The organism is Actinomyces oris (assembly GCF_001929375.1).
Classification (GTDB): Bacteria; Actinomycetota; Actinomycetes; order Actinomycetales; family Actinomycetaceae; genus Actinomyces; species Actinomyces oris_B.
In genome coordinates, this window is sequence record NZ_MSGO01000077.1 from 1 (window position 1) to 5408 (window position 5408).

General features: G+C 67.4%; 5 protein-coding genes. All 5 read left to right on the top strand.

Annotated elements, in window-relative coordinates:
• Positions 1–161 precede the first annotated feature (161 nt).
• The 5 genes from BKH32_RS12645 to tyrS all read left to right on the top strand — a co-directional run bounded on the left by BKH32_RS12645 (position 162) and on the right by tyrS (position 4960).
• Positions 162–491, top strand: a complete 330-nt coding sequence (locus BKH32_RS12645) for an integrase core domain-containing protein (RefSeq protein WP_178384684.1) — start codon at positions 162–164, stop codon at positions 489–491.
• 100 nt (positions 492–591) lie between these two features.
• Complete coding sequence (argH, locus tag BKH32_RS12650) at positions 592–2178, top strand: argininosuccinate lyase (protein ID WP_178384686.1); 1587 nt, start codon at positions 592–594, stop codon at positions 2176–2178.
• A gap of 17 nt (positions 2179–2195) precedes the next feature.
• Positions 2196–2879: a DNA-3-methyladenine glycosylase gene (locus tag BKH32_RS12655; protein ID WP_075250352.1), complete on the top strand. Its 684-nt coding sequence runs from the start codon at positions 2196–2198 to the stop codon at positions 2877–2879.
• Between the two features lie 39 nt (positions 2880–2918).
• Positions 2919–3533: a class I SAM-dependent methyltransferase gene (locus BKH32_RS12660; RefSeq protein ID WP_075250353.1), complete on the top strand. Its 615-nt coding sequence runs from the start codon at positions 2919–2921 to the stop codon at positions 3531–3533.
• A 164-nt stretch (positions 3534–3697) separates the two neighbouring features.
• Positions 3698–4960 carry a tyrosine--tRNA ligase gene (tyrS, locus tag BKH32_RS12665; protein WP_075250354.1) on the top strand — a complete coding sequence of 421 codons (1263 nt, stop codon included), beginning with the start codon at positions 3698–3700 and terminating at the stop codon, positions 4958–4960.
• Positions 4961–5408 lie beyond the last annotated feature (448 nt).

Here is a 5408-nt window from a genome sequence, read left to right on the forward strand (position 1 = left end):
GTGGCTTTCGTGACCGACGTGTACTCCCGGAGGATCATCGGCTGGCAGACCACCTACCGGCCAGTGTGCACCGACCTGGCCCTGGACGCCTTGGAGATGGCCGTCTGGCAACGAAAGCGAACCGGGGCCGACCTGACGGGCCTGGTGCACCACTTGCGACCGTGGGGCGTAAGTACAGGTCTATTCGCTACGGGGCTGCCCTGGCCGAGTGCGAGGCGGTCGCCTCGGTGGGGTCGAAGGGCGACTCCTATGACAATGCTCTGGCCGAGGCTCTGAACTCCTTGTACAAGGCCGAGCTGATCCGCAACCAGGGCCCTTGGGAGGACATCGACGCCGTCGAGGTCGCCACCGCCGAGTGGGTGCACTGGTTCAACACCGTTCGCCCTCACTCCGCCATCGGTATGCGAACCCCAGCCGAGCACGAAGCCACCTGGGCACCCGACCGCCACCGCCACGAACGATCACAACCGGCAACCACCGGCACCAGATAAACCAGCCACCACAAAACCCGGGGCGATTCACGGGGCTGCTCCGCCTGCGACCCGTGCCAGGATCCTTCCTGACTGATCGCTGAGGAACCTGCGTGGGCAGATGGGCCATGATGGGGTCATGAGCCAGTTCTCCAGCCAGCCCGCTAAGCCATCCGCTGCCCAGTTCGTCGCCTCAGATCCTCAGCAGCCCCCAACCCCCGCCGGCGTCAGCCTGTGGGGCGGACGCTTCTCAGGAGGACCCGCCGACGCGCTGGCCGCCCTGTCGGTGAGCACCCACTTCGACTGGCGCCTGGCCCGTTACGACATCACCGGCTCCCGGGCCCATGCCCGCGCCCTGGCACAGGCCGGTCTGCTGGACGCGGGCCAGCTGTCCGGCATGCTCGAAGCCCTGGACCGTCTCGAGGCCGACGTCGTCGCCGGCATCTTCGTCCCGGAGACCACCGACGAGGACGTCCACACCGCCCTGGAGCGCGGCCTTATTGAGCGAGCCGGTGACGACCTGGGGGGCCGTCTGCGCGCCGGGCGCAGCCGAAACGACCAGATCGCCACCCTCATCCGCATGTACCTGCGCGACCAGGCCCGCCATGTGGCCGGACTCGTCCTCGACGTCGTCGACGCCCTCGTCGACCAGGCCGCCCAGGCCTCCGACGCCATCATGCCCGGACGCACCCACATGCAGCACGCCCAGCCGGTGCTCGTCGCCCACCAGCTGCTGGCCCACGCCTGGCCGCTCATGCGCGACGTCGAGCGCCTTGAGGACTGGGACTCCCGCGCCGCCGTGAGCCCCTACGGTTCCGGTGCGCTGGCGGGCAACACGCTCGGCATGGACCCCGACGCCGTGGCCGCCGATCTCGGATTCGAGGCCGCCGTGGAGAACTCCATCGACGGCACCGCCGCTCGCGACGTCGTCGCCGAGCTGAGCTTCGTCCTGGCGATGGTGGCGGTGGACGTCTCGCGCCTGAGCGAGGAGATCATCATCTGGAACACCAAGGAGTTCGACTTCGTCACCCTGGACGACTCCTACTCCACGGGCTCGTCCATCATGCCGCAGAAGAAGAACCCGGATGTGGCCGAGCTCGCCCGCGGCAAGGCCGGACGCCTCATCGGTGACCTGACCGGGTTGCTCGCCACACTCAAGGCCCTGCCCTTGGCCTACAACCGGGACCTGCAGGAGGACAAGGAGCCCGTCTTCGACGCCGTCGATACCCTGGCCGTTCTCCTACCCGCTGTCAGCGGCATGGTGAGCACGATGACCCTCCATTACGAGCGCATGGCGGAGCTCGCCCCCCAGGGGTTCTCCCTGGCCACTGACATCGCGGAGTGGCTGGTCAAGAACGGCGTGCCCTTCCGAAGCGCCCACGAGATCTCCGGCGCTTGCGTGCGCGAGTGCGAGAAGCGGGGCATTGAGCTGTGGGACCTGTCCGACGCCGACTTCGCCGCCATTGACGAGCGGCTCACCCCGGGGGTGCGGGAGGTCCTGTCGGCCGAGGGCTCGGTGGCCGCCCGCACCGGGCACGGCGGCACCGCACCGGTGCGGGTTGTGGAGCAGCTCGCCCGTGCCATCGCGCGCAGTGCCGAGCTGCGAGTCTTCGCCTGGGAGGGCTCCCTGCTGGACGGCCCCGCGGGCCCCCAGTGGCCCGAGCCCGGTGAGACCGATGATGAGTGGAGCGAGGAGGAACAGGACTGATCCGGGGCGGCAGGACGATGTCAGGCGAAGGCGTGAGGGAGACGGCGACGGAGCTGAGCGCCGAGGTCTCCTCGCTGCTCGGATGCGACAGCCTGGAGGCGGCTCCGGCGCTGCTGGGCGCCGTCATCTCCGTGTCCGGCTCGGAGGGGCGTGTCGCGATCCGGCTGACCGAGGTGGAGGCCTACCGCGGCGAGAAGGACCCGGGCTCCCATGCCTTTCGGGGGCGCACGGCGCGCAACGCCTCCATGTTCGAGGCCGGCGGGTGCATCTACGTCTACTTCACCTACGGCATGCACCACTGCCTCAACATCGTCACCGGACCGGAGGGAGTCTCGCGCGCGGTGCTGCTGCGTGGGGGAGAGGTCGTGGAGGGAATCGAGCAGGCTCGGGCGCGTCGCCCCGCAGCCCGCGCTGACCGCGACCTGGCCCGCGGTCCGGCCCGGCTGTGCGCCGCACTCGGACTGGACCGCTCCGACGACGGCGCACTGCTGGGTGGGCCGGGATCACGCATCAGCCTGACGTTGCCGGAGCCGCAGCGGGCACCGGATGCCGGGCGCATCCGCCGCGGGCCCCGAACCGGGGTGGCCGGCCCCGGGGGAGATGGAGAAGCCTTCCCGTGGCGCTTCTGGCTGGACGGAGAGCCCACTGTCTCGACGTACCGGTCCGCCGTGGCCGGACGCGGTCGCCGACGGAAGAAGTGAGCAGGTGCGGTCAGGACCGGCCTGATTCAAGCTGAGACGATGGCTGAGGAGTACTGGAACCACAACGTCGCCTTTCACCGCCGCATCGTGCGGGACGCGGCACTGCGCGGCGGCAGAGTGCTCGATGTCGGATGCGGTGATGGGCTCCTGCTCTCACGTCTGGCAACGGTGTGCCGCCGCGCCGTCGGACTTGAAACCGACGAGCAGGCGGTTGCTCGAGCGCGAAGGCGTCTCGAGCAGACTCCGCAGGTCGAGGTGCTGCTCGACGACGTCATGGATCCCGACCTGCCCAAGCGCATCGGAACCTTCGAGACGGTCAGCTGCGTGGCCACGCTGCACCATCTTCCGCTGGAACCCGCCCTGGTGAGGCTGGGCGAGTTGGTGGCGCCCGGCGGGCGGCTCATCGTCGTCGGCCTGGCCGCCAACAGGAGCCTGTGGGACTGGACGCTGTCCGCACTGGCTGTTCTGCCTCTGCGCGTGGTCGGTGCTCTGCACCGGGAGATGCCCGACGTCGGTGTGATCACGTGTTCTCCACGAGAGTCCCTGGCCGAGATTCGTGCAGCGGCATCCCGGAGGCTTCCCGGGGCCAGGATCCGACGGTGCTTCTACTACCGATACAGCCTCATATGGGACTGCCCGACTGAGGACTTGTGAAGGAGCCCCGTATCCGGCTCGCGGCTCAGCGGTCCGGTCACCTTGCAGAAGCCGAGCCGGAGCGTGGCAGACTATCTGCGCCGGAGGTATCAGCCGGACCCGAGCGTGATGCGCCGGGATCATGCGTGCGGTAAGCACGACAACCCACGGAAGGCGACTGGACAGTGACGGACATCCTGGACGAACTGCAGTGGCGCGGGCTCATCGCCCAGCACACCGACATTGACGCGCTGCGAACGGCGCTCAGCGACGGGGCCGTCACCTTCTATTGCGGGTTCGACCCCACCGCGCCGAGCCTTCACCACGGACACCTCGTAGCCGTCAAGGTCATGCGTCATCTTCAACTCGCCGGACATCACCCCTTGGCGCTGGTGGGCGGGGCGACCGGACTCATCGGCGACCCGCGCGCCAAGGGGGAGCGCACCCTCAACACCAAGGACGTCGTCGCCGGCTGGGCGGCCAGCCTGCAGGAGCAGCTCGAGAACCTTCTCGACTTCAGTGGGGACCACCCGGCCCGGATCGTCAACAACCTGGACTGGACCCAAGCAATGAGCGCCATCGACTTCCTGCGGGACCTGGGCAAGCACTTCCGCATGGGAACCATGCTCTCCAAGGACATCGTCGCCCGGCGCCTGGCCAGCGAGGAGGGCATCTCCTACACCGAGTTCAGCTACCAGGTCCTTCAGGCCAACGACTACCTCGAGCTCTTCCGGCGCTACGGCTGCACCCTGGAGGTCGGCGGCAACGACCAGTGGGGCAACCTCGTGGGCGGGATGGACCTCATCCACAAGGTCGAGGGCGCGTCGGTCCACGTCATGACCAACCCGCTCATCACCAAGGCCGACGGCACCAAGTTCGGCAAGTCCGAGGGCGGGGCGATCTGGCTCAACCCCGAGATGCTCAGCCCCTACGGCTTCTTCCAGTTCTGGCTCCAGGTCGACGACGCCGACGTCGTGCGCTTCCTCAAGGTCTTCACCTTCCTGGAGCGCGAGGAGATCGAGCGCCTGGAGGCGGCGACGGCCGAGAACCCGAAGGCACGCGAGGCACAGCGGGTTCTGGCGCACGAAGTCTGCACGTGGGTCCACGGAGCCGAAGCGACCGCTCAGGCGGAGGCGGCGACCTCCGCACTGTGGGGGCGAGGAGAGCTCGCCGACATCGACGAGGCGACGATCCTGGCAGCCACATCCGATCTCGCCTCCAGTGACGTGACCGTCGGACAGACCACCATCGTGGACCTGCTTGTGGGCACGGGGCTGGAACGAGGGCGCAACGCGGCCCGCAAGACCATTGCCGGAGGCGGGGCCTACATCAACAACGTCAAGGTGGCGGACGAAACCGTGGTCATCGGCCCCGAGCACCTGCTCGCCGGGGGAGTGGTCCTGGTGCGCAAGGGACGGCGGAACCTGGCCGTCGGACGCACGGTTTAGGTTCCCCGCCAGGGAAAGCCTCGCCTTGCGAACACAGTTGTTGAGCGGTGACAGTGCCTTGTGGGCACCGTCACCGCTCTGCAGTTTGACGGGTTGGTAGTCGGTGCGTAATGTTCTCTCCGGCCCGAAACGGGGAGGATGAATTTCCTCAGACCGGCCGGGAACTGAGAACTGAAGAGAGCCGAATGAGAGACGAGGCTCACCAGCCATTCGTTTGACTCAGAGAAAGCGGCTCGCTAAAGTTTCTCAGGCGCTTCCGGGAGCGAAGCAGAAGACAGAATGTCTTGTGATGAGTACTCGGTGGGTGTGTTGTTTGAGAACTCGATAGTGTGTCATGTTTTTTATGCCATGGCCCTGGGGCTGCGCATGTTGTGTGTGTGGTTTTGGGGTTTGTTTTGTTTTGGTTTGCCTGGTCCTCATTTGTTTTGGGGGTTGGGTTGGGCCTTGG